The sequence below is a fragment of the Stenotrophomonas maltophilia genome, from assembly GCF_004920835.1.
In the GTDB taxonomy this organism is placed as follows: domain Bacteria; phylum Pseudomonadota; class Gammaproteobacteria; order Xanthomonadales; family Xanthomonadaceae; genus Stenotrophomonas; species Stenotrophomonas maltophilia_AQ.
This window is the reverse complement of record NZ_QFHO01000002.1, coordinates 285,389-309,633: the sequence shown is the minus strand read 5'-3', so window position 1 is coordinate 309,633 and position 24,245 is coordinate 285,389. Positions and strand designations below refer to the sequence as shown.

Here is a 24,245-nt window from a genome sequence, read left to right as displayed (position 1 = left end):
TGTCCGCGCCGCACCCATCATCACGATTCCTGGAGGGGGAATATGAGTCTGGATCGTCCCTGGCTGCAGAGCTATCCGAAAGGCGTTCCCGCCGAAATCGACGTCAACGAATTCCATTCGGTAGCCTCGGTCTTCGACGCCTCCGTCGCGAAATTCCGCGACCGCCCCGCCTACTCCAGCTTCGGCAAGGTCATCACCTACGGCGAGACCGATACGCTGGTCAACCAGTTCGCGGCCTACCTGCTGGGTGAGCTCAAGCTCAAGAAGGGTGACCGCGTCGCCCTGATGATGCCCAACTGCCTGCAGTACCCGGTGGCCACCTTCGGCGTGCTGCGCGCCGGCCTGACCGTGGTCAACGTCAATCCGCTGTACACCGCGCGTGAACTCAGGCACCAGCTGGTGGACGCCGGCGTCAGCGCGCTGGTGGTGGTCGACAACTTCGGCGACACCGTCGAGCAGGTCATCGCCGACACACCGGTCAAGCACGTGATCACCACCGGCCTGGGCGACCTGCTCGGCGCCAAGGGCGCGATCGTCAACTTCGTGCTGAAGTACGTCAAGAAGATGGTGCCCAACTACCACATCAAGGGCGCGATCCGCTTCAGGCAGGCGCTCAAGCTGGGCAGCCGGCACACGCTTCCGGCGGTCGAGATCGACCACGACGATATCGCCTTCCTGCAGTACACCGGCGGCACCACCGGTGTTGCCAAGGGCGCGATGCTGACCAACCGCAACCTGATCGCCAACATGCAGCAGGCATCGGCGTGGCTGTCCACCTCGGGCATCGAGCCGGGCAAGGAAGTGATCATCACCGCCCTGCCGCTGTACCACATCTTTGCGTTGACCGCGAACGGCCTGGTCTTCATGAAGTTCGGTGGCTGCAACCACCTGATCACCAACCCGCGCGACATGAAGGGCTTCGTCAAGGAGCTCAAGGGCACCCGCTTCACCGCCATCACCGGCGTCAACACGCTGTTCAACGGCCTGCTCAACACCCCGGGCTTCGACGAGATCGACTTCTCCTCGGTCAAGTTCACCCTGGGTGGCGGCATGGCGGTGCAGCGCGCCGTGGCCGAACGCTGGAAGAAGACCACCGGGGTGACCCTGGTCGAGGCCTATGGCCTGACCGAAACCTCGCCGGCGGCCTGCATCAACCCGCTCACCCTGCCCGAATACAATGGCTCTATCGGCCTGCCGATCCCGTCCACCGATGCCTGCATCAAGGACGACAACGGCAACATCCTGCCGCTGGGTGAAGTGGGCGAACTGTGCATCAAGGGCCCGCAGGTGATGAAGGGTTACTGGCAGCGCCCGGAAGAAACCGCCACTGCCATCGATACCGACGGCTGGCTGCACACCGGCGACATGGCCAGGATGGACGAACAGGGCTTCTTCTACATCGTCGACCGCAAGAAGGACATGATCCTGGTGTCCGGCTTCAACGTGTACCCGAACGAGGTCGAGGACGTCATCGCGATGATGCCGGGCGTGCTGGAAGTGGCCGCAGTCGGTGTCCCGGATGAAAAATCCGGCGAGGTGGTGAAGGTGGTGATCGTGAAGAAGGACCCGAACCTGACTGCGGAAATGGTCAAGGAACATGCGCGGGCAAACCTGACCGGTTACAAGCACCCCAGAATCGTAGAATTCCGAAAAGAGCTGCCGAAGACCAACGTCGGCAAGATTCTCCGTCGCGAGCTGCGTGATACGCCCGCCCCGTAAGGGTTTCCGGGCAAGCGAGCAGAACAGGGACCCCGCCGGCAACGGCGGGGTCTTTTTATTACCGGAACATGGCCGGCACAGCGCTTGCGGGCGGTTCACGACGGGTGCATAGAATCAGTCGCCGCCGCACGTTCAGCTCGCCTCCCCTCACTCCTCTCCGTCCGCTCTGCGGTTGGCCGGACGGTCACACGGAGAACTCCCATGTCCGCAGTACGCCCCATCATCACCCGCCCCTCGCTGCACCCTACCCTGCGCATTACCGAAGAGCCCGAGCGGGATGTCTACTGGATCCACATGCATGCCAACCTGGTCAACCAGCCGGGCCGGCCCTGCTTCGCCTCGCGCCTGGTCGATGACATCGTCGACTACCAGCGCGAACTGGGCGACCGCCTCAGCGCCTCGCACGTCCTGTCACCCCATGTCGTTCTGGCCTCAGACAGTGACGTGTTCAACCTGGGTGGCGACCTCGAGCTGTTCTGCCGGCTGATCCGCGAAGGCGACCGCGCCCGCCTGCTCGACTATGCCCAGCGCTGCGTACGCGGCGTGCACGCCTTCCATGCCGGGCTCGGTGCACGTGCGCACAGCATCGCCCTGGTCCAGGGCAATGCACTGGGCGGCGGCTTCGAAGCCGCGCTGAGCTGCCACACCATCGTCGCCGAGGAAGGCGTGCTGATGGGCCTGCCGGAGGTGCTGTTCGACCTGTTCCCCGGCATGGGCGCCTACTCCTTCCTGTGCCAGCGCATCAGCCCGCGCCTGGCCGAGAAGATCATGCTGGAGGGCAACCTCTACACCGCCAGCCAGCTCAAGGAAATGGGGCTGGTCGACATCGTGGTGCCGGTCGGCGAAGGCGTTGCCGCCGTTGAACAGGTGATCAAGGACAGCAAGCGGATTCCACATGCCTGGGCCGCGATGCGCGAGGTGAACGAAATCGCCAGCATGGTGCCACTGCACGAAATGATGCGGATCACCGAGATCTGGGTGGATACCGCCATGCAGCTCGGCGAGAAGTCCCTGCGTACCATGGACCGGCTGGTGCGGGCACAGGCCCGGCGCAATGGCGACCCGGCCTGACAGCGCGGCGGTTCAGGACGGGCTGCGCTCGCTGTCGTCACGGCGCGCGATGTCCGCGCTGCGGGCGGCCAGTGCATTCCTGCCGAGGCGCAGGGCGGTGGCAAGACTACCGAGGCGGGTCACCCACTCGCCCTTCAACTGCCAGTCCGCCATGCGCATGATCTCGCCACTGGAGGCGGCAACCTGGACCAGCCCCAGGTTGCTCGCCACCCCGCGCAGGGCGTGGGCGTGCTCGCGGAAGTCCTCCCAGGCCTGGCCTTCACCGCAGGCCTGCAGCTGGCCCATGCTCGCATCGACATCCACCAGGCACTGGTCGATGAATTTGCGCTCGAAGCCGTCGCCCATGCCCAGCGACGCCAGTTCATCCAGCACTGCCGTATCAAGCACGCCATCGCCCACCGGCAGCGCGGGAACCGACTGGATGCCGGATTCCGGGCGGGTGTTGGCAGCAACATCGGCCAATACTTCCAGCAACCGGGTTGCCACTACCGGCTTGGCCAGGAAGGCGCGTGCGCCGGCCTGTTCACAGCGCAGGATCGAATCGGGGGTGACATCGGCACTGAGGACCATCACCGGCACATAGGGCATGCCGCTGGCCTGCATCACCCGCAGCTGCTTGAGCAGGTCCAGTCCACTCATGCCGGGCATGTGCAGATCGACGATTGCTGCGTCGTAACTGGCCTGCTCCAGTGCATCGAGTACTTCGGCGCCGCCATTGACGCAGGTGACCTTGTGGCCGGCCTTCTCCAGCAACCGCTGCAGCACCATGCGGTTGGCTTCATGGTCGTCGGCCACCAGCACCCGCAGGCTGCGCACCCGTGCACGATGACGCAGGAAGGGATTGGAAAATGCGATGACATTGCCGGCTTCAGCCACCTCGGACGGAACCGCCGGGGCTGATGAGGTCTCTGCCACGTCCAGCGTGATCTCCACCCAGAACACGCTGCCACGCGGGCTGTTCGGCGCATAACCGACCTGCCCGCCCATCGATTCGACCAGGCCCTTGGCAATGGCGGTGCCCAGTCCGGTTCCCTCATGGCGACGGGCCAGGCCGACATCGCCCTGCTCGAAGGCATTGAACAGCCGGCCGCGCAGCGCCACCGGCACGCCGATGCCGCTGTCGACAATCTCGAAACGCAGGCGCGCCCGCTCGCTGCCCGCTGCGTCCAGGCTGGAAACACGCAGATGCACGTAGCCGCTGTCGGTGAACTTGACCGCATTGCCCATCAGATTGAGCAGGATCTGCTGCAGATGACCGGCATCGCCAAGCAGGCGCGGCGGCACGTTGTCGTCCACATGCACGCGGTAGTCCAGCGACTTGGAGCGGGTCTGCGGGGTCAGGATCAGGTTGATCGCCTGCAGCACATCGGCCAGCGCGAACTCGTGCCACTCCACCCGCACCTTGCCCGCCTCGATCGCGGAGATGTCCAGCACCTCCTCCACCAGCGCCAGCAGGCTGCGGGTGGAGGCCTGGATGGTGTTCAGGCACTCGCGCTGCTCATCGTCCAGGCGGGTGGTGGCCAGCACTTCGGTCATGCCGGCCAGCCCGTTCAGCGGCGTGCGGAACTCATGGCTCATGTTGGCCAGGAAGCGGCTCTTGGCTTCGTTGGCCTGGCGCGCCTCGGCCACTGCTCGAGTGAGCGCATGCAGCAGCGAATCGAAGTACAGCGGGATCGCGCCCAGGCCCAGCAGCAGGCCCCAGCCCAGATAGTCGTGCCCACGCCAGTAGGGCGACAGCATCACCGTACACAGGAACGCCAGGCAGCCCATGGCGGTGGCCACGCGCAGATAGGTGCTGCCGTAGCGCATGCCGTTGCCGATGGTCACCCACAGCATCACCGCATACAGCGGCGCGGCCGGCTCGCCCTGGATGGTCATGATCCAGGCCATGCAGGTGTAGTCGGTCAGCATGCCGATCACCCGGCGCACATGCGACACACCCGGATTGACCAGGATCGCGGTCAGCAGGCCGGCGGAGATGGTCAGCTCGAAGGCGAGGATCAACCAGGTCGCGGTCAGCGCCTCACCGCCGCCGCTCAGCGAGCGCCAGCCGAGGTAGCTGATGAACAGCGCCGTGATGATGATGCGGATCAGGTTCTGCGCGTGCTCGCTGTCCTCGCGCCCGGACAGGCGCTGCTTGAAGCGGGCCAGCAACGAACGGTTGGGAGAGGCAGCGGCGGGGGTCGTATCCATGGTCGGATGTCGCATCCTTCTGCGCAGCAGGGAGGAGCAGCACAACGGTACTGCCAGCAACCCCAACCACAGGGAAATGGCCAGGCCCAGGTTGGCCTGCCAGTAAGGGGTCAACAGCACGGTGGTGCCGAAACTGACCATCGCCAGCACGATGGCAGCGGCCAGGTAACGCGGCCCGAAGCGCAGGCCGTTGCCCACCGTGACCCACATCACCACCGCGTACACCCAGGCCAGCGGTTCGCCCATCTGGATCATGCCGATGGCGATCAAGCCGTAATCGGCCAGCATCCCGGCAACCCGGCGCGGATCGGAGCGCTCAGGCTTCCACAGCAGCCAACCGAACAGCAGCAGCGAAAGCCCCAACCCGGTCAGTACCGTCGCCAGCACGCCCTGGTACTGCTCCAGACGGTGCAGGCGCGCACCGGACAGCAGCACATAGACCAGGATCAGCGAGATCAGCGCCACCCGCACGATCGCCTGGCCATGCTCCGAATCCGGACGCTGCGCCAACCGGCGCTTCACGCGTGCGAACAGGTCCTGCATGTCACCCACCCGGTCGCGTCGATGCCGTCGAGTGCTGGGCGCAGATATCCATCAACTGCTGGTGACCGCGCATCAGCGCATCCACGCAGCGCGGGTCGAACAGTCGGCCACGCTGGGCGTACAGATAGGCCAGTGTGGCTTCCATGGTCCATGCTTCCTTGTACGGACGGGGCGAAATCAGGGCATCAAAAACGTCGGCCACGGCGACGATGCGCGCTTCCAGCGGAATCGCCTCGCCGACCAGGCCATCAGGATAGCCACTGCCGTCATACCGCTCGTGGTGACGCAGCGCGATCAGCGCACCAACCTGGATGAAGCGGTTCTGGCTGCCGCTGAGCAGCTCATGGCCGATGCGCGGGTGCCGCCGCATGATCGCCAGTTCTTCGTCGTTGAGCTTGCCCTGCTTGAGCAGCACCGCATCGGGAATAGCGATCTTGCCCATGTCATGCAGGGGCGCGGCCATCTCGATCAGGCGCACGTCGTCTTCGGGCAGGCCCAGCTGCTCGGCAATCAGCCCGGCCACGCGCGCCATGCGCTCCAGGTAGGCACTGGTGCCGGCATCACGGAACTCGATCGCGCGAGCCAATCGCGACAGGGTCTCGCGCTCACGCTCTTCGACCTCGTGCATGCTGGCCAGCAACCGCTGCTCCAGCGACAAGGCGCGTTGCTTCACGTTCTCGGTCTGCTGGCGCAGCTGCAGCAGGTTGTAGCAGCGCGCACGCAGTTCGCGCGGGCGGATCGGCTTGACCAGGAAGTCGATGACGCCCGCTTCCAGCGCGGCCTGCCGGATCGGCTCGTCGCCGACCACGGTAATCAGGATCACCGGAATGTCGCGGTGCTTGGGCAGGCGGCGGAAACGACGGGCGAATTCCAGCCCGTCCATCTCCGGCATGCGGTAATCGAGCAGCAGCAGGTCGACCGGATGCGCCTCGCACCAGGCCAATGCGGTCAACGGATCACCGAAGTCATACACGCTCAGTTCCGGCGCGATATCTTCGATGACGTGACGCAGCATCGTCCGCGCGGACGTCTGGTCGTCAACAATGACGATGTTCAACGCGTACTCTGCCTGGTTTCTCGACCATGCTGGATCATCAGCAGGCGAGGATACCCTGCCGCTGCGAACGCTCGCACCCTGCATCGGCCTGACTCCCGTGTCATGCGTCCCGGTTCATGATCGTCATCACATTGTGAAGCGGACTCTCCACAGTGCGCACTCCCCCTGGCGCCGATCAAGCCACAACAGACGTCAAGGTAGTGCATTAACGATACGCCGAGTGCGGGAGGCGTCAATCGCGCCGTCTCATTTCGCGACGGCGCGCACAAACAGGAGTCAAAAAGACGACTTACTGCTCCGGACGCATGTACGGGAACAGCAGCACGTCACGGATCGAGCTGCTGCCGGTCAGCAGCATCACCAGGCGATCGACACCGATGCCGAGGCCGCCGGTCGGGGCCATGCCGTACTCCAACGCACGGATGTAGTCGGCGTCGTAGTGCATGGCCTCGTCGTCGCCGCCTTCCTTCGCCGCCACCTGGGCCTGGAAGCGCTGGGCCTGGTCTTCCGGGTCGTTCAGCTCGGAGAAGCCGTTGGCCAGCTCCTTGCCGTTGACGAACAGCTCGAAGCGGTCGGTGTAGCCCGGATCGTTGTCGTTGGCACGGGCCAGTGGCGAGACCTCCACCGGGTGGTCGGTGATGAAGGTCGGCTGGATCAGGGTGTGCTCGACAGTGGCTTCGAAGATCTCCAGCAGCAGCTTGCCCCAGCCGTAGGACGGCTTGACGCGGATCTTCAAACGCTCGCAATGGCGCAGCAGGGCATCGCGGTCGGTGCAATCGGCGGCCGAGATTTCCGGATTGTGGTGGCGCACCGCCTCGTCCATGCGCCAACGGCGGAACGCCGGGCCCAGGTCGATCTTCGCGCCGTCCCACTCGACCTCGGTGCCACCGTTGACGGTCGTAGCCACGTCACGGATCACGCCTTCGGTCAGGTCCATGATCTCGTTGTACGTGGCATAGGCCTCGTACAGCTCCATCATGGTGAATTCCGGGTTGTGGCGGGTGCTGACGCCTTCGTTGCGGAAGTTGCGGTTGATCTCGTAGACGCGCTCCAGGCCGCCCACGGTCAGGCGCTTGAGGTACAGCTCCGGCGCCACGCGCAGGTAAAGGTCCAGGTCCAGCGCGTTGTGGTGGGTGGTGAACGGCTTGGCCGCCGCGCCGCCGGGGATGTAATGCATCATCGGCGTCTCGACTTCCAGGAAGTCGCGGTTGTCCAGCCACGCGCGCATGGCGCGGATGATCTTCGAGCGCTTGATGAACACCGCGCGCGACTCCGGGGTCACGATCAGGTCGACATAGCGCTGGCGGTAGCGCTGCTCGACGTCGGCCAGGCCATGCCACTTGTCCGGCAGCGGGCGCAGCGACTTGGTCAGCAGGCGGATCGATTCGGCCTTGACCGACAGCTCGCCGGTCTTGGTACGGGTCAGGCCGCCTTCGACAGCGATGATGTCGCCCACGTCCCAGCCCTTGAAGGCGGTATAGGCATCGCCCAGCACCGTGCCCTGCAGGAAAAGCTGGATGCGGCCGGACTCGTCCTGGATCTGCGCGAAACTGGCCTTGCCCATGATGCGCTTGGCCATCAGGCGGCCGGCCATCTTCACCTGGCGGCCGTTGCCTTCCAGGGCCTCGGCGGTCCACTGTTCGGCGTCGGCGAATTCTTCCTGCAGGCGGCCGGCGAAGTCCTCGCGACGGAAGTCGTTCGGGTACGCGATGCCCTGCCCACGCAGCGTTTTGAGTTTCTCGCGGCGCTCGGCGATCAACTTGTTTTCGTCAACGGGTGGGGTATCGGTAGCTTCGCTCATGGATCTGCGGGAATCGTGTAGTGAGGGGGGGATGTTGCGCCCGGCACAGCCGGTTGCCCAGCATACCAAAACCGCCCAGCCCCGGCCTCCGCACGCGCCCAGCCCCGGCCTCGGGCCGCCCCTGCTCCGGTAGCCGCCAACCTTGGTTGGCGCCCACCGTGTCGACCAAGGTCGACACCTACCGGGCCATGCCCCGGATTCACCCGTTCCCGGGGAATGCCTGCCGCAGCTCATCCACCAGCACCCGCTGGTTCTCCGAATAGTCCACCGGCACCGACACCAGGTGCACCCCACCCTCGTTGAACGCCGCTTCCAGCGTCGGGATGAGCTGCTCGATGGCCGTCACTTCATGGCCCTTGCAGCCATAGGCTTCCGCATACTTCACGAAATCCGGGTTACTGAAGGTCATGCCGTAGTCGGTGAAGCCATCCACCGCCTGCTTCCAGCGGATCATCCCGTAGGCGCCATCGTTGAGGATCAGCACCACCAGGTTCAGGCCCAGCCGTCGCGCGGTCTCCAGCTCCTGGCTGTTCATCATGAAACCGCCATCGCCACACACCGCCAGCACCCGCCGCTGCGGGTACAGGATCGAGGCCATGATCGCCGACGGCAGGCCCGCGCCCATCGTCGCCAGCGCGTTGTCCAGCAGCAGCGTATTGGCCACCTGGGTGCGGTAGTTGCGCGCAAACCAGATCTTGTACATGCCGTTGTCCAGCGCCACGATGCCGTCCGGCGGCATCACCTGGCGCACGTCGTGCACCAGTCGCTGCGGGGTGAACCCGGCTTCTTCGGCACGGTCGGCCAGATGTTCGAGGATGGTTGCGCGCAGTGGCAGCAGCGCGTCGGCGTTCGGCACCGCGCCTTCGATGCGGTCGGCCAGCTGGGTCAGCGAGCGACCGATATCGCCGATCACTTCCACCTGCGGGAAGTACACCTGCTCAACCGCCGCCTGCGAGTAGCCGATATGGATCACAGTCGGTCCGCCCGGGCGCATCACGAACGGCGGCTTCTCGGTGACCTCATGACCGATGGTCACGATCACGTCAGCCTGGTCGATCGCCATGTGCACGTAGTCGCGCTCGGTCAGCGCGGCGGTGCCCATGTACAGCCCCGAACCACCGGCCACCGCCCCTTTACCCATCTGCGTGGTGAAGAACGGAATACCAGCGCGCAGCACGAAGGCCGACAACGCTTCGCTGGACTGCGGCCGCGACGCCGCCGAGGCTATCATCAGCAGCGGGCGCCTGGCGTTGCGGATGATGTCCGCCGCGCGGTCCAGTGCTTCCGGACTGGCAATCGGACGATCCACCGCGTGCGGCGGAATCAGCGCTACGTCCCCGACCTCATCGGCCGCGATGTCTTCGGGCAGCTCCAGCAGCACCGGGCCCGGGCGCTCTTCCAGCGCGGTACGGAATGCCTCGCGGACGATCGTCGGGATGGTGCGCGCGGAGACGATCTGCCGCGCCTGCTTGGTCAGCGGCTTCATGGTGCTGACGATGTCGACGATCTGAAAACGAGCCTGCTTGCTGGCGACGATGCCCTTCTGGCCGGTAATCATGATCACCGGCCACGCACCCAGCAGCGCGTAGGCGGCGCCGGTGGTGAAGTTGAGCGCGCCCGGGCCGAGCGTGGCCAGGCACACACCCGGCTTGCCGGTCAGGCGGCCATAGGTGGCTGCCATGAACACGGCTGCCTGTTCGTGGCGGGTGATGACCAGCTCGATGCTGGAATGGCGGAGTGATTCGACCACGTCGAGGTTCTCCTCGCCGGGGATGCCGAAAATACGCTCGACGCCTTCGTTCTCAAGCGCGGCGACAAGCAGATCTGAACCCTTGGACATTGGAATGCCGTCCTTTTCGCTGGACTGATGATGGATCGTTGCAGGAAGGATGGAAGCTGCGCGTCAACGCTTGTCGAACCACACCGTTTGCGCGTTGACGAATTCGCGGATGCCGAAGTGCGAGAGCTCACGGCCGAAGCCGCTCTTCTTCACGCCGCCGATCGGCACGCGCGGGTCCGAAGCGGAGAAGCCGTTGACGAACACACCGCCGGTCTGAAGCCGGCGCGCCAGCTGCATCGCACGGGCGCGGTCGCCGCTCCACAGGTTGCCGCTGAGGCCGAACTCGCTCTGGTTGGCCAGCTCCACTGCATGGTCGGCATCACGGGCGCGGCTGATCGAGGCCACCGGACCGAAGGTCTCGGTATCGAAGGCCTGCATGCCCGGCTCCACGTCGGCCAGCACGGTGGGGGCGTAGAACGCGCCCGGGCGATCCAGCTGATGGCCGCCGACCAGCAGCTTCGCGCCCGCGTCCACCGAGGCACGGACTTGCGCGTCGAGCTGTTCCAGCAGGTCCTGCCGGGCCATCGGGCCGATGCGGTTGCCGGCCTCGCGGCCATCGCCGACGGTCAGCGCCTGCACCTTCTGGCAGAATTGCGCCACGAAACGGTCGTAGACCGCGTCTTCAACGATGATGCGCTTGCCGGCGATGCAGACCTGCCCGGTGTTCTGGAAGCGTGAAGCCACCGCCGCTTCGACGGCAGCGTCCAGATCGGCGTCGGCCAGCACGATGAACGGGTCCGATCCACCCAGTTCCAGCACCACCTTCTTCAGCGCCTGCCCGGCCTGGGCGGCGATGCTGCGGCCAGCGGCCACACTGCCAGTCAGGGTCACCGCCGCGATGCGGTCATCGGCAATCGCACGGCTGGTGCCGTCGCGGCTGATGTTGGCGGCGATGAAGGTGCCGTCGGGCAGGCCCGCGTCGCGCCACGCAGCGGCGAGCAGCCCGGCGGTGCCGACGATGTTTTCGGCCGGCTTCAGCAGGAAGCCGTTGCCGCCCATGAGGATCGGCACGGCCGCGCGCATCACCTGCCAGTACGGGAAATTCCACGGCATGATGCCGAGCACAACGCCCAGCGGCAGGTAGGAGACATAGGCCTTGTTGTCGGCCACCGCGGTCGGCTCGTCGTGCAGGAACGCCGCACCGTTGTCGGCGTACCAGTCACACAGCACCGCGCACTTCTCGATCTCGGCCAGCGACTCGGCGTGGACCTTGCCCATCTCGGCGGTGGCCAGCGCAGCGAGGGGTTCGCGGTCGCGACGCAGCACGGCAGCCATCGCACGCAGCACGCTGGCGCGTTGTTCCAGTGACTGCGCGCTCCAGGCTGCAAAACCGGTCTGGCCGCGGTCAAGGATGGCTTCCAGCTCAACGTCGGTGGCGAAGGGGTGGCTGGCAATCTGCTGGCCGGTGGCCGGATCGCGGGAAATGGCAGCGGGGGCTGCGGGGGAAGCGGACATGCAGGTCTCCTGTTGTCTCGACAACGGGCGGCTGCCCGTTTCCTGACAACGAATGTGGACCCGATCGATGGCAGCAACAAGGCGTCTGCGTATCCTGTGACCTGTACTTACCTGCCTGAATGGGGTTGATCGGCAGGGCTGCGCCCTGCACCCGCAGAGGCAACAGCAACGGCAGAAGCAGCAACAGCGGCATTCCGTGAGATGGCGGGGCGGGTCCGGTGGCGGGGGACGCTGCAAGTACGTCCTTGTAAGCTCGGTCGCCGCATCCATGCGGCTCACGCCCCCGCAACCGGACCCACCCCGCCTTCGACAGATTCCCGCGGTCTGTTGGAACGGCTCTTGGGGTCAGATCCGCTTTCCGAAGGAAACGGATCTGACCCCAGATGTATTTCGATATCTGACAGATTTCATCCACGCATGGCGTGGATCAACGTGTCGACCAAGGTCGACACCTACCAACAGCAGCGGAGATCTGTCAGAGGTGGGGCGGTGTCGGAGTGCGGGGTGTCCGCGGCATGGATGCCGCGGCCAAGCCTACACGGACGTACTTGCGGCGTCCCCGCACTCCGACACCGCCCCACCAACTCACGGAAAGCCCGCTGTTGCTGTTGCTGTTGCTGTTGCCGGCCAGCGGCCGGCACTACAGCAGGTGCAGGGCTGCAAGCCCTGCCGACCAACCTACCTTCGCGGCAGGTAGGTCACCAGTGACAGGTCATGCCGGCTCTCCGGCACCAGCGCCACGTACTGCAGGTCCAGCAACCCGCGCGTGGGATGGTTCAATTTCTTCGCACCTTCATCGAACCGCCGCACATCGTGCTCCGGCCACCACTGGCGGAACTCCTCGCTGTGCGCGGCGATGTCCTCGGCCAGCGCCAGGAACGGGGCCTTGTCCGGCGCCTGCGCCATCGCCGCGCGGAAGCCCGCCAGCAGCCCGCGGGTCATTTCTTCCCAGTTGAGGATCAGCGTGCGGTACGGCGGATACAGGAACATCAGCCGCAGCGTGTTGCGCTCGTGCGGCGCCAGCTGGCTGTAATCCACGAACAGGTCGGCGATGGCCGGGTTCCAGGCCAGGATGTCGTAGCGGGTATTGCGCACGTAGGCTGGGATTGGCTGCATGGCTTCCACCAGCTGCCGCAGGCCATCGGTGACCGTCTCGTCCGGCGATTCCAGCGGCACGCCGTAGCCGGACAGCGCGAACGCATAGGCGCGCTCGTCGTCGCTCATGCGCAGCACCTGCGCCAAGCGTTCAAGCACCTCCGGCGAGGCGCGCACTTCGCGGCCCTGCTCGATCCAGGTGTACCAGCTGACACTGACCCCGATCGCCAGTGCCACTTCCTCGCGCTTCAGGCCCGGGGTACGCCGGCGCCCGGCCGGCAGGCCGAGCGTGGCGGGGTCGACACGGGCGCGGCAGGCTTTGAGGAAGCCGCCGAGTTCCTTGCGTTCACTTTCGCTGCGCATCATCTCCCTCCATCACGGAGGGCGATGATATCCGCGCAGGCGCGTCGATCAGGCATCGACGCGCTTGGAGCCCACGGCCAGGCCGGCCTTCAGGCTGGCCTCGACGAACTCGTCCAGGTCGCCGTCGAGCACCTTCTGCGTATCCGAGCGTTCGATGCCGGTACGCAGGTCCTTGATACGGCTCTGGTCGAGCACGTAATTGCGGATCTGGCTGCCCCAGCCAATGTCGGACTTGGTGGCTTCCACGGCGTCCTTCTCGGCGTTGCGCTTCTGGATCTCCAGCTCGTACAGCTTGGCGGCCAGCATCTTCATCGCGTTGTCGCGGTTCTGGTGCTGGCTGCGGCCGGTCTGGCAGGCCACGACGATGTTGGTCGGGATGTGGGTGATACGCACCGCCGACTCGGTCTTGTTCACGTGCTGGCCACCGGCACCGGACGAACGGTACACGTCGGTCCGCAGGTCGGCCGGGTTGATGGTGATGTCGATGTTGTCATCGATTTCCGGCGACACGAACACCGAGGTGAAGCTGGTGTGGCGGCGGTTGTCCGAATCGAACGGCGACTTGCGCACCAGGCGGTGCACGCCGGTCTCGGTCTTCAGCCAGCCGTAGGCGTAGTCGCCTTCCACGCGCAGCGTGGCCGACTTGATGCCGGCGACGTCGCCACCGGAGACTTCCATCAGCTCGGTCTTCCAGCCGCGCGATTCACACCAGCGCAGGTACATGCGCAGCAGGATCTCGGCCCAGTCCTGGGCTTCGGTGCCGCCGGCACCGGCCTGGATGTCGACGAATGCGGCAGCATTGTCCATCTCGCCGGAGAACATGCGCTGGAATTCCAGCTTCTCGACGTGCGACTGGTGCTTGTCCAGGTCGGCGACCACGGCCAGCGCGGTGTCCTCATCCTGCTCGGATTCGGCCAGCTCAAGCAGTTCGGTGGCATCAGCCAGGCCGTCGAGCACCGAGGCGATGCCGCCCACGGTCTTTTCCAGGCTGGAGCGCTCGCGGCCCAGGTTCTGGGCGTATTCGGCGTTGTTCCAGACGTCGGGGCTTTCCAGCTCCCGCGTTACTTCTTCAAGACGCTCTTTCTTGGCGTCGTAGTCAAAGATACCCCCGAAGCGACAGCACGCGATCGGTCAGATCGGTGATGCGCTGGCGGACAGGATTCAGTTCGATCATGTCGGCGGTTATGCATTCAAAAGATGACTGTTCAGGATAGCGCCAAGCCCTTGATCCAGCAAGCGTTACCTGGCCGCGTCAAGCATTTCCCCCACAACGGCCCCCACAGGGAGTGCCCGCTGCAAGGCGGCTCCCTATCCCACCATCGGAGCCACATCCAGCAAAGCCCATCCTAGCGGAACAAACCAAGCCGCAACGACCGGGGTGCACCCAGCCCATGCCCGGCCATGCCCCCCCCCAACGTCGCCCTCCGTTCACATTCTCCTATGGAGACCGCCGGCAAGCCCTGGAAGATGCAGGCGCTAGGCCTGACAACCCTGTCATGCTGGATAGAGGTGTAATCGGCGATTTCCACGAAAGAGTTTTTGAGAATAACGGTGCCGACCCGAAAGCCTTTGGCGGCTACAAAACGGACGCCGCAGAGCGCGCAGCTAACCTTTTTGGTGGAACGACTCGAGACATTTATGACTACTGCCCAGCCCCTAGCTGTGGAAATTAAGGTACTTGGACTTGTCTGCGCCCTGCTTCTCTGTGGATGCGGGAGCAAGGCGACTACGTATCATCCGGACGGAGCAGAGACTAACTTCTGTGTGCCGAATGATATCGATGTGACCCCCTCCCGCTTTCAAAAGGGGAAAACTATCACCGGTGGATTCACACTCGATGGCTGCTACTCCCCGGCCGGAAGCACGTGCATTGGGCCAAAGAATCTCATTTCGGTGGCGGTGGTCGCTAAGCCTTACTTCCCTGGTCGGCGGCTTGAGGATCTCCACCCAACCTCACCGCTACTTCAAGCAGCTACAGAGGGATGGGGCCAAGCTCGACATCTCGGGCGCGGAGTTCTGGCTATTCCTGACCGTCTGGACCCGACAACGGTTTACCTATGGGGTGCCAGCGAACCGGTGGCGACAACCCCACTCGCTGGTAGTGAGCTGATGGCAACCTGCGATGAGAAGGGCGCCATAACCTGCAGTCGTGTGATTCACGGGAAGGACTATGGCATCACGTATTCGTTCTTTTCTGGAAAAGAACTACCTACGTCCTTTGAGTCGCTGGACAAGCACGTTATTGATGGCGTGGAAGCACTTCGATGCCAGTGATTCATACGCGAATCAGGACGATTGGCGGCGCTCACCTATCGATTTCTACATGCCTTGGATCAAGTACCTCATCAAACGAGTGCAGGCTTCGATACCGTTTTATAGATCACCACCGCGCAAGAGCATGAAAGGCAGATTCCCGCTCGAATCGGGCCAGATTCTATAAAAGCCACAACAACGTTCCGGTCGGTGAAGCCGGTCGACTGCTCGCACTGGGTCTGCTGGTGGCGTGGCTGCAATGGCGTGGCTGGCCGAAGGACCCGCAGGGTATCGTGCAGCGGATATTACGCGTGTTGGGCATGGTGCTGATCTACCTGCTGGCGCGACCGTTGATCGACTGGCCGGAACTGCGGCACTGCCGGAGGTACCGGCGACCGAGCTGCTGTGGCAAACCGTCGGCACGCTGTTGATCCTTGGCGGCGGCGTAGCGCTGGCGCTGTGGATTCCGCGCCAGCGCCTGCCGGCAGTCGAAGACGTGCGGTAGATCCACGCCATGCGTGGATAGGCCATCCCGACCCCAACCAACAGCCACGCATGGCGTGGCTCTACTTCAACCTTCCAGCGGCACCGGGCATGGCCCGGCGCTACCGCACCTCGAACTCGCCCACCAGCACGGTCTCGGCACGATCCTTCAGCCGCATCGTGACCATCTGGTCTTTCTGCTTCGGCGTGCCCCAGTGCGTGGTCAGCCGCAGCATCAGGGTCGTCGCACCAGTCACCAGCTGCTGGCGGCTGCCGAAGTAATTGGCCTCCACCTTGTACTTGCCCGGCTTGGCGTCACGCAGCGAGAACTGCTCGGGGCCATAGCCGCCGGTGAAATCCTGCGACATCTGCCCGCCCTGGTAGGTCAGGCGGTTGCCGTAGTACGCGCGCTCGCCGTTCGGGTCGGTCACCCACAGGTCCATGTCGCTGTTGTCGGCATCCCACGACAGCACCACGCGCAGGTCCAGCGGCATCGCCTGCAGCAGGCGCGGGTCGATGCTGGTGGTATCCAGCCGGGGCGTGCTGCGGGCCACCAGGTTGGTCAACTCATCCAGTGCGATCAGGGCGATGCCATCGAAGCGGTTGTCCCATGGCCGCACCACCACCTGGTACAGCGGCGCCAGAGCCTGCTGCGGCTTGCCGGCCGCCGCCAGTGCCAGGCCCAGGTCGCGGAAGCTCTGCGGTTCTTCCTGGCCCATCGCCAGCACCTGCTCGAACACCGGCACCGCCAGCGCCGGGGCATCCGCCTGCATCAGGCGGTAGCCGAGCACGCGCAGCAGGTGCCTGTTGTCCAGGTCCATCTCGGCCAGGTTGGACAGCACACGCAGTGCCAGTTCGCGCTGGCCCTGCTCCAGCAGCAGATCGGCCACGTCGAGGAAGAACGCGCTGCTGTCGGCATGCGCATCGCGCTCGGCCAGGTAGCGGTCATAGAGCTGCGACGGCGGACCTTGGCGCAGGCGACGGGCGATGGCCGAATCCGGCTGCCAGGCCGCCAGCTGGATGCCTAGCTCCCCATTGTTGGCGGCGGATGCAGCGACAACGCTGCCGGTGAGCGCGACCACATCCAGCGCTTTGTTCGATGCGGACGCTGAGCGACGTGCACGCGCACTGCTGGCTTCCATGCGCTGCTCGACGGCGGCGGCCATCGGTGCCGGCGCGGGCGGTGCCGCGGGGGCCGGCGCAGCGAGCATCGCCACCGGCGCCGAGTCCATCGCGTAGTCCGCGGATGCAACTTCCAGCGCCCCGCCCTTCAACTGCGGAGGCGCTCCCTTCGGCCAGCTTCGGTTCCACCACTGCTGGCGCTCCTTCCAACGTGCGGCAACCTGGTCCAGGCGCTGGCGATCGGCAGCGGCGCGATCGCTCACCTGCCGTGCGAAGCGGGCATCGTGCTCGGAGCGCAGTTTGCCGGACGGGCGGATCGCATAGCGCAGGTAGTCCTCCAGCGTTTCCAGCACGATCAGCGAGGTGTCCGGACCGACCAGGCCGAACTGCTGCGACAGCAGTTGCATTGCCTCGCGGTTGCCTCTACGGTCGGCACCGAGTTGCTGCAGACGGGCCTGCGCCCACAAGCCGGCCAGCAGTTCACCATCGTCACTCTTCTGCGTTGCCGGCAGTGCCTGCCATTCACCGCCGCCCACGCGCACCCGCATCGGCACACCGTCGGCCGCCAGTCGTGCGTGCAGCCACAACCAGCCCTGGACTTCACTGCGTCGATCGATCACCACGTCCTGCACGCCGCGCCCTGCATCGACCTGCACATCCAACGGCGACGACAGCAGCTCATGGGCGGCCAATTCGACATCCTTGCCCAGCGCGACGAAGCGGCCACCATGCGCTTCGCTCCAACCACGCAGTCGCACGGCATCGGTACGCGCACCGGCGCTGCTGATCGCGAACAGGCGCTGCTGCGGTGCCAGTGCTGGCAATGCTTCCGGTCCATAGGTCAGCAGGCCATCGCTGACCAGCAGGTATTCCTTCACTCCCGGCTGCGGCTGCCACTGCGCCAGCGCGCTGGCACCGTCCGGGCGTACGGCCTGCAGCGCTGCGCGCAGCTCGTTCCAGTTGCCGGCTCGGATACGGAAGCGACGCACCGGTTCGGCACGGTCGCGCAGCACGGTCAATGCCACCGTACCGTCACCCATCGCGGCGAAGTAGCGATCCAACAGCGCGAACTCACGTGTGCGATCGCGCTGGCCCGCCGAACCGGAGCCGTCCCACAGCAGGCCGACTTCGCTGGGCAACGTGCGGGGCGTGCTGCTGGCCGCCACCGGCAGCTGCGCCAGCAGGTAATGGCCATCCTCCCAGGGCGCCACCTGCACCTGTGCCTGGCGGGCTGCCGGCAGGCTCCACTGCAGCTGCTTCGGCAACTGTGCGCCGTTGCCCTGCCACTGCAGTTGGCCCGCATTGATGCGGAACGGAGCCGTACCTGCGGTGGCCGCGCCCGACGCCTCCAGCTTCAGCTCAACCGATGAAGCACCGGCAGCGAACTGTAGCGGTAGCGTCCATTGCCAGCCCTGTCCGGCGAAGGCCAACGGCTCACGAATCACCAGCTGCACGCGCCGACTGCCACCGGCCGGCAGCGGGTAGACGCGCAGGCGGAACTGGTTGCCGGCGGTCTGTTCCAGCAGGCCCGGGTCCACACCACGGCGGGCGATCTCCTCGAATACCTGGCGGCCACGGTCCTTGGGCACCGGCACCGCGTCACGCAGTTCACCGTTGATATCCAGTGCGAAGCCCGTGATCTGCTGGCCATCGGCCAGCGGGAACTGCAGCTCGCCCTCCAGCACGCGCCGGTTCGGGTTGTGGAACTCCAGGGTGATCCGGGTCTGGGCGATGCCGGCCTGGACCTCGCCTTCGATGCGGGCACGCTGCAGTTGCACCGGCTGTTCGGCGGCGGGCGCAATCAACAGCGGGGTGGTGGCTTGCGGCCTGGCAATACGTGGCGACTGAGCGCCGACAGGCCCGGCCGCGAGGGCCAGCAACAACACAGCGCAGCAACGGACGAAGACCATGACAGGGCTCCAGTGGGATCGTGGACGTCTGAACGCACGGACAGCCGGAATGGGGTTGGACCGTGCGCGGCTTTTCTTTGGCCCCACCCACAGGCACCATGCCCCACTCTCCCACACGCGCAAGGATGCCGATGCGATTGCCCCTGCTGGCCACTCTGTTGGCCCTTCCCTGCCCCCTGACCGCCCTTGCGACAGCTCCGGCCAAGAGCCTGTATTTCCAGCACCACGACTGGGTCGTAGCCTGTGATAACACCTTGACCTGCCGCGCCGCCGGCTACGCCGCCGACGATGACAGCACCCTTAGCGTGCTGCTCACCCGCAAGGGCGGCCCCGGCCAGGTCATTCAGGGGCGCCTGTCGCTGCAGCCGGAAGAAGGCCAAACCCAGCCCAAGGGCGCGCTGCATCTGCGCATCCAGCAACAGGACCTGGGCGTGCTGCCCCCGGCAAAGGGCGAAGGCACGCACAGCTTGAATGCCGCGCAGACCAGCGCGTTGTTATCCGCACTTGTACGCGATGGAGGGATCAGCGTGACCGATGGCGCTGGCCATCGCTGGCCGCTGTCGGACAAGGGTGCCGCAGCGGTACTGCTGAAGATCGATGAGTACCAGGGCCGCCTCGGCACGCCCGGCGCTGTGATGCGCAAGGGCAGCACGCCTGAGTCCGGCGTTCCCGCCGCACTTCCGGTGCCGGTTGTACGCAAGGCCGCTACCCTGGACTCGACTCCGGATGATCCCGCGTTTGCTCGGCTGGCCGCCTCACCCGCCCTGCGCGCGGCACTGCGTGCCACGCTGGAGGACGACAGCTGCGAAGGCCTGCAGGAAACCGACGCCGACGTTCCGCTCAGCAACTCCCCACTGCAGGTCCAGCGCCTGGACGCGCAGCATGTGCTGGTCACGGTCCCGTGTTGGCGCGGGGCCTACAACATCGGCGATGGCTATTGGGTCGCGCGCCCGCAGGCGCCGTTCCAGGCGCAATGGGTGACCAGCGATGCGATCGACTACGCCGACGGCCAGATCATTGCCGCGCAGAAGGGCCGCGGCCTCGCTGACTGCATGTCGCACGCAGCCTGGACGTGGGACGGGACGAACTTCATCGCGACGTCCGAGGTGGCACCTGGTCTATGCCGGGGCGTGCCCGGTGGCACCTGGGATCTGCCAACACTCGTAACCGAGGTCCGCTGACCTCACAGAAAAAAGGGGACGGAGGGGATTAAGTCGCAAGTGGCAAACAAGGCACAAGCGACTTAATCCCCTCCGTCCCCTTTTTTCATGCAGGGAGGCAGTGCTCCACGATCAGCTGGATGGCGCTGCCGCCACGATAGTCATCGCAGGCCAGTCGATAGGCCAGATGCACATGACGGCCGGGTGCATTGCCGTGCCAGCCACCGAAGTGGATCGCGTTGATCGTGCCGGGTACGCCCGGCAGGCGGAGTTCCAGCTTGAGGTGGCGCTCCTTCAGTACGCGCCAGTTGGCCACTTCGAAGTGGCCGTCGAACAGCGGCTCGGGGAAACCCTGGCCCCACGGTCCGGCAAGGCGCAACGCATCGGCGTGGCGATGGTCCAGCTCGTCCGCGGCCAGTTCGCCGTCGCTGAGGACCTGCTGCTGCAGTGCCGCCGGGTCGAGCATTTCCAGCACCACCGAAACAAAGGCGGTCTTGAATTCATCGACGTGATCCAGCCGCATGCTCAGGCCAGCCGCCATGGCATGCCCACCGAAGCGTTCGATCAGGCCCGGATGCCGCGCATCGACCAATGCCAGTGCGTCACGGATGTGCAGGCCGGGAATTGAGCGGGCGGAGCCACGCAGGGTGTCGGCGCCGGGTTCTGCAGGCGCGAAGGCGATCACCGGGCGATGCAGGCGATCCTTCATCTTCGACGCGACCAGGCCGACCACGCCCGGATGCCAATCGGCATCGAACAGGCAGGCGGCCACCGGACGCTGGCCGGCCATGTCCAGCACCACGCGGGTCAACGCCTGCTCGGCGTCGTCAGTCATCGACTGCTGCACGGCGCGCCGTTCCGAATTGATCTGCTCCAGCGTCTGCGCGATCTCGCGCGCCTGGCGCGGGTCTTCGGTCAGCAGCAGCGCGATGCCCAGCGCCATGTCTTCCAGCCGGCCCGCGGCGTTCAGGCGCGGGCCGAGCGCGAAGCCGATATCGGTGGCGGTCAGTCGCGCGGCGTCACGGCCGCTGGCTTCGATCAGCGCACGCAGACCGACACAGCCCTGCCCTGCGCGCAGGCGGCGCAGGCCCGCGCTGACCAGCGCACGGTTGTTCGAATCCAGCGCAACCAGGTCGGCGACGGTACCGACTGCCACCAGGTCCAGCAGTGTGGTCAGGTCCGGGCCCTTGCCATCGGCGAAGACCCCGGCCTCGCGCATCTGCCGGCGCAGCGCCATCAGCACGTAGAAAATTACCCCGACGCCGGCCAGCGATTTGCTGGGGAACGCATCGCCATCCAGATTCGGATCAACGATCACGTCGGCCGGTGGCAGCTGCGGGCCGGGCAGATGGTGGTCGGTGACCAGCACCTGCCAACCACGCGCCTTGGCTGCAGTCACACCCGCGTGGCAGGCAATGCCATGGTCAACCGTGACCAGCAGGTCCGGTTGCAGCTCGGCCAGCTCCTCCACCAGCGACGGCGACAGGCCGTAGCCGTGCACCATGCGGTTCGGCACCGCGTGCAAGACGTGCTGTGCGCCGAGCATGCGCAGGCCACGCACGCCGACCGCACAGGCGGTGGCGCCATCGCAGTCGAAATCGCCGACCACCAGGATGCGCTTGTCGTTGGCGATGGCCTCGACCAGCAGGCCCACCGCAGCCTCGATGCCGGTCAGCAGCTCGGGCGCATGCAGGCTGCCCAGCTTCGGCAGCGCCAGCTCCGGGGTACCGGCACCGCGACTGGCGTAGAGCCGCGCCAGCAGTGGCAGCGTGCCCTCCGGCCAGTTGGCGGGCGCGACCGCATCGCGGCGGCGGATCGTCGGCGTATCAGAGGAGGGCTGCACGGCATCGGCGGCAAGGGACATCGGCATCGCCGGGTTACGGAAGACCCGCGCATGATACCCCGCCCGGCTTGCCAGGCTCTTCCCGGGCTTGGCGCAGGCGCGGTGATCACCCATGCTTGTCCGCTTCTGAAATGGAATTCGCCATGTACCGCCTGCTGTCCGCACTGATTGTCGGCCTGTTGCTTCCGCTCGCCGGCCATGCCGGAAATACGCCACTGGAACCCGGCATCGAGTTCGTGCATCACGACTGGTTCCTGGCCTGCGACAACACCGGCACCTGCCGCGCCGCCGGTTATGGCCCGGAGAGCGCAGACAGCTCGCTGGGCCTGATGCTGGAACGAGCCGGCGGCCCCGGCACAACCGTGAAGGCGCGGCTGCGCGTGGGCGAGGATGGCGAAAGTGCCATGCCCGAAGGCGTGATGCGCCTGCAGGTGAACGGCCGTGATCTGGGGTCCGTGCAGGACACCGGTGCCGACGAATCCGTGACGCTGCGGCCGGCGCAGGTTGATGCGCTGCTCGCCGCTCTGCCCGGCAAGGCGCGCATCGAGGTGATCGACAGCAGGGCCACGCGCTGGCCGATTTCCGATCGTGGTGCCGCCGCCGTGCTGTTGAAGATGGACGAAGTACAAGGGCGCCTTGGTACGCCCGGCGCCCTGATACGGCGTGGCACGCGTGCTGAAGCGAGTGTGCCGGCTGCGCAGACCAGGCCCGTGATCATGCGCGCCACGCTGGTGGCCACTCGCCCCGGAGACAGCAAACTGGGTAGCAGCGAAGCGCTGCGCGACGCGCTGATTGCCACGCTCGACGACGGTGACGACTGTCCGCGTCTGATCGAGTACAAGGGCACCCCGGAAATGGTGATCGAGCGGCTGGACGACAGCCATGTACTGGTGCAGGCGCTGTGCCAGATGGGTGCATACAACTACAGCAATGGTTTCTGGATCGCGCGTGATCGCCCTCCGTTCGCCCCGCAGACGGTCACGCTCGAAGCGGAGGGCTTTTCGCACTTCGAGCGCACGCTGTACGCACGCTCCAAAGGCAGAGGCATCGGCGACTGCGTCTCCGGCTCGGACTGGACATGGGATGGCCGCCGATTCCAGCCAAGCAGTGCTTTCAGCACCGGGCTGTGCCGTGGCATGCCGGGCGGACACTGGATGCTGCCGACCCTGGTCAGCGAGGTTCGTTGAATGCGCTGCCCAGCTCTGCCGCAATTGCCGATGTTCCTGCTGGGATTGCTGGCGATGTCTTCGCCTGCCTGGGCCACGGTTCCGGTTGGCGCATCTGGACGGAAAACGCGTGGGCAGCATCGGGGCACTTGAGTCAGCCACGGAGCATGCAAAGCTCACCCCGGCTATGGCCCGGCGCTACCACAATCACCGGATTCCGCCAGGCATGGCCTGCGTGCGCAGATTGCCTCAGGCGTCGTGAAGCTGGCGCGGCTTCTTCCAGAACTGCCAGCGTTGCCCGCGGTCCAGCTGGAACTGCATGCCATCCTCGAAATCCAGTACCAGCCGCTGCAGCTCGCCGCGCTTCAACGCGGCCAGCAGTGGCCGGATCGCGTCGTTGCCCAGTTGCTGCAGTGATCGCAGCTGGCGCAGATCGACCAGCGCATCCACGGACTGATCGCCATCCACCGCCACACCCGCTGCCAGCGCAAGACCCTGCAGCAATGCATCGCGGCTGCGCACCTGCGCGTGCGGTGTGTTGACCGACACCGGCATCACGCCGCCGCCCCAGAACCACAGTGAATTGATCGGCTGTTGCCCCTGGGCCGCACGTTGCTGGTTCCAGGAATGGTTGTGCAGCAGCACCTGCGCCTCGGTCATCAATGCACGCCAGCGGCGGCCGACCTCGCCTTCGGGCAGGTGCGCGAACAGGTCATCGCCGAGCACCTCGTCCGGACTGTCGAAGTCCGGCAGCTCGCTGTCGATCGGAAGCCGCAGGTACCAGCGCGAAGGGTCCGGTGCATCCAGCGCGAACCCGGCGTCGGCGAACAACGGCTGCAGTACCGGCAGCAGTGCCAGGCAGTCTGCCAGCGTCGGCCGCAGCGTTTCGCCATATGCCATCATCCGCGCACCGTGCATGTCCGGCACCATGCAGGCCGGATCGGCACGCAGCCAGCTGGCGCCAGCGGCATCACCGACGTCACGCTGGCGGGTCAATGCGGCCACCGGCCAATGCGACGCGGCGACCATGAAATGGCGCGTCAGCTGCGCGCGCTCGCCCGCCTCATGCTGCGAGGCGTTGGCGCGACCCAGGGCACGGGCCACGTCATCGGGCAGCGCAGCCGCCGCAAAGCGGCTGCGCGCGGGCAACAGCAGGGTCGCCGTCGCCACC

Annotated in this window: 15 protein-coding genes; 5 read left to right on the top strand and 10 right to left on the bottom strand. The window is 65.8% G+C overall.

Annotated features, from left to right (window positions below):
• Positions 1-42 precede the first annotated feature (42 nt).
• Complete coding sequence (locus tag DI041_RS02855; protein WP_136639727.1) at positions 43-1,719, top strand: long-chain fatty acid--CoA ligase; 1,677 nt, start codon at positions 43-45, stop codon at positions 1,717-1,719.
• A gap of 201 nt (positions 1,720-1,920) precedes the next feature.
• Positions 1,921-2,790 carry a diffusible signal factor synthase RpfF gene (locus DI041_RS02850; RefSeq protein ID WP_106467930.1) on the top strand — a complete coding sequence of 290 codons (870 nt, stop codon included), beginning with the start codon at positions 1,921-1,923 and terminating at the stop codon, positions 2,788-2,790.
• 12 nt (positions 2,791-2,802) lie between these two features.
• On the opposite strand, the gene DI041_RS02845 is transcribed toward DI041_RS02850, so the two are convergent.
• The 7 genes from DI041_RS02845 to prfB form a co-directional block, all read right to left on the bottom strand.
• On the bottom strand, positions 2,803-5,526 hold the full coding sequence (locus DI041_RS02845) for a response regulator (protein WP_136639728.1): 2,724 nt from the start codon (positions 5,524-5,526) through the stop codon (positions 2,803-2,805).
• A gap of 1 nt (position 5,527) precedes the next feature.
• Positions 5,528-6,667: a cyclic di-GMP phosphodiesterase response regulator RpfG gene (locus DI041_RS02840; RefSeq protein ID WP_006364528.1), complete on the bottom strand. Its 1,140-nt coding sequence runs from the start codon at positions 6,665-6,667 to the stop codon at positions 5,528-5,530.
• A 205-nt stretch (positions 6,668-6,872) separates the two neighbouring features.
• Positions 6,873-8,384, bottom strand: coding sequence for a lysine--tRNA ligase (gene lysS, locus DI041_RS02835; RefSeq protein WP_136639729.1), 1,512 nt, complete (start codon positions 8,382-8,384; stop codon positions 6,873-6,875).
• Between the two features lie 199 nt (positions 8,385-8,583).
• Complete coding sequence (locus DI041_RS02830) at positions 8,584-10,224, bottom strand: acetolactate synthase large subunit (RefSeq protein WP_136639730.1); 1,641 nt, start codon at positions 10,222-10,224, stop codon at positions 8,584-8,586.
• Positions 10,225-10,287: 63 nt separating this feature from the next.
• The gene (locus tag DI041_RS02825) at positions 10,288-11,679 is read right to left on the bottom strand and encodes an NAD-dependent succinate-semialdehyde dehydrogenase (RefSeq protein ID WP_136639731.1); all 1,392 of its coding nucleotides are present in this window, start codon (positions 11,677-11,679) and stop codon (positions 10,288-10,290) included.
• Between the two features lie 678 nt (positions 11,680-12,357).
• Positions 12,358-13,140 (bottom strand): helix-turn-helix transcriptional regulator, encoded by a 783-nt coding sequence (locus tag DI041_RS02815; RefSeq protein ID WP_046985666.1) that lies wholly within the window; start codon positions 13,138-13,140, stop codon positions 12,358-12,360.
• A gap of 45 nt (positions 13,141-13,185) precedes the next feature.
• A protein-coding gene (gene prfB / locus DI041_RS02810) for a peptide chain release factor 2 (RefSeq protein ID WP_097048047.1) occupies positions 13,186-14,311 on the bottom strand; the annotation gives its coding sequence in 2 pieces (ribosomal slippage) (positions 13,186-14,235 and positions 14,237-14,311; 1,125 coding nt in all).
• Between the two features lie 1,338 nt (positions 14,312-15,649).
• On the opposite strand from prfB, the gene DI041_RS02805 reads away from it, so the two are divergent.
• Entirely contained in the window at positions 15,650-15,895 is a 246-nt protein-coding gene (locus tag DI041_RS02805) for a hypothetical protein (protein ID WP_248298502.1), read from the top strand.
• A gap of 100 nt (positions 15,896-15,995) precedes the next feature.
• Here the strand turns inward: DI041_RS02805 and DI041_RS02800 are convergent, their stop codons facing one another.
• Positions 15,996-18,905: a DUF2135 domain-containing protein gene (locus DI041_RS02800; protein WP_136639654.1), complete on the bottom strand. Its 2,910-nt coding sequence runs from the start codon at positions 18,903-18,905 to the stop codon at positions 15,996-15,998.
• A 131-nt stretch (positions 18,906-19,036) separates the two neighbouring features.
• Here DI041_RS02800 and DI041_RS02795 point away from each other — a divergent pair, with 131 nt between their 5' ends.
• The gene (locus tag DI041_RS02795; RefSeq protein ID WP_136639656.1) at positions 19,037-20,086 is read left to right on the top strand and encodes a DUF1176 domain-containing protein; all 1,050 of its coding nucleotides are present in this window, start codon (positions 19,037-19,039) and stop codon (positions 20,084-20,086) included.
• An 85-nt stretch (positions 20,087-20,171) separates the two neighbouring features.
• Here DI041_RS02795 and recJ read toward each other — a convergent pair whose 3' ends face one another.
• Complete coding sequence (gene recJ, locus DI041_RS02790) at positions 20,172-21,929, bottom strand: single-stranded-DNA-specific exonuclease RecJ (protein WP_136639657.1); 1,758 nt, start codon at positions 21,927-21,929, stop codon at positions 20,172-20,174.
• A 122-nt stretch (positions 21,930-22,051) separates the two neighbouring features.
• Between recJ and DI041_RS02785 the strand changes: the two genes are divergently transcribed.
• Complete coding sequence (locus tag DI041_RS02785) at positions 22,052-23,095, top strand: DUF1176 domain-containing protein (protein ID WP_136639658.1); 1,044 nt, start codon at positions 22,052-22,054, stop codon at positions 23,093-23,095.
• Between the two features lie 228 nt (positions 23,096-23,323).
• Here DI041_RS02785 and DI041_RS02775 read toward each other — a convergent pair whose 3' ends face one another.
• A complete protein-coding gene (locus DI041_RS02775; RefSeq protein ID WP_136639660.1) occupies positions 23,324-24,244 on the bottom strand; it encodes a phosphoglycerate mutase in 921 nt (306 codons plus the stop codon).
• Position 24,245: the final 1 nt, after the last annotated feature.

Bases quoted from the DNA above. Each gene is read 5' to 3' on its own strand.
- DI041_RS02855 (WP_136639727.1), top strand. From the start codon at position 43: ATGAGTCTGGATCGTCCCTGGCTGCAGAGCTATCCGAAAGGCGTTCCC.
- DI041_RS02850 (WP_106467930.1), top strand. From the start codon at position 1,921: ATGTCCGCAGTACGCCCCATCATCACCCGCCCCTCGCTGCACCCTACC.
- DI041_RS02845 (WP_136639728.1), bottom strand. From the start codon at position 5,526: ATGCAGGACCTGTTCGCACGCGTGAAGCGCCGGTTGGCGCAGCGTCCG.
- DI041_RS02840 (WP_006364528.1), bottom strand. From the start codon at position 6,667: ATGCAGGGTGCGAGCGTTCGCAGCGGCAGGGTATCCTCGCCTGCTGAT.
- lysS (WP_136639729.1), bottom strand. From the start codon at position 8,384: ATGAGCGAAGCTACCGATACCCCACCCGTTGACGAAAACAAGTTGATC.
- DI041_RS02830 (WP_136639730.1), bottom strand. From the start codon at position 10,224: ATGTCCAAGGGTTCAGATCTGCTTGTCGCCGCGCTTGAGAACGAAGGC.
- DI041_RS02825 (WP_136639731.1), bottom strand. From the start codon at position 11,679: ATGTCCGCTTCCCCCGCAGCCCCCGCTGCCATTTCCCGCGATCCGGCC.
- DI041_RS02815 (WP_046985666.1), bottom strand. From the start codon at position 13,140: ATGATGCGCAGCGAAAGTGAACGCAAGGAACTCGGCGGCTTCCTCAAA.
- DI041_RS02805 (WP_248298502.1), top strand. From the start codon at position 15,650: ATGGCGTGGCTGGCCGAAGGACCCGCAGGGTATCGTGCAGCGGATATT.
- DI041_RS02800 (WP_136639654.1), bottom strand. From the start codon at position 18,905: ATGGTCTTCGTCCGTTGCTGCGCTGTGTTGTTGCTGGCCCTCGCGGCC.
- DI041_RS02795 (WP_136639656.1), top strand. From the start codon at position 19,037: ATGCGATTGCCCCTGCTGGCCACTCTGTTGGCCCTTCCCTGCCCCCTG.
- recJ (WP_136639657.1), bottom strand. From the start codon at position 21,929: ATGTCCCTTGCCGCCGATGCCGTGCAGCCCTCCTCTGATACGCCGACG.
- DI041_RS02785 (WP_136639658.1), top strand. From the start codon at position 22,052: ATGTACCGCCTGCTGTCCGCACTGATTGTCGGCCTGTTGCTTCCGCTC.